Raw genomic sequence first — 389 nt, 5'->3', positions numbered from 1 at the left:
CATGTCGTCCAGGTCCGCGTCCAGCAGCGTCGCGCAGCGGGCGATGCGCTGGCGGACCGTGTTGCGGTGGACCTGGAGGGCCGTGGCCGTGCGGTCCCAGCTGCCATGGAGACTCAGCCAGCAGCGGAGCGTCTCCGCGAGCGTGGGGGTGAGCGGAGCGAGCAGCGCGCGGGCGTGCGCCTCCGCCTCGGCGTGCGGGACGAGGGCGGCAAGACCCCGGCCGGTGTCGGTGTGGTGGTGGGCAAGCGGGGTGCGGGTGGCCACGGCGCGGCCCAGCGCGCGGGCCGCCTGACCGTCGGCGAGGCCCAGTGCGGTGAGGGGGGCCGGGACGGAGGTGCCGAGTGTCCAGCCGGGCTGCGGGGTGACCCGGTCGCCGCCCGGGACCAGGA

The 389-nt window shown here is 77.4% G+C and carries 1 protein-coding gene; it reads right to left on the bottom strand.

Annotation, left to right across the window (positions count from 1 at the left end):
- A partial coding sequence (locus tag AC1DUE_RS20620; RefSeq protein WP_477041263.1) for a helix-turn-helix domain-containing protein occupies positions 1-389 on the bottom strand: 389 nt, incomplete at both ends.

The organism is Cellulomonas sp. P4_A2 (assembly GCF_056402515.1).
The sequence above is the reverse complement of the archived record's forward strand: the minus strand, read 5'-3'. Positions and strand labels throughout refer to the sequence as shown.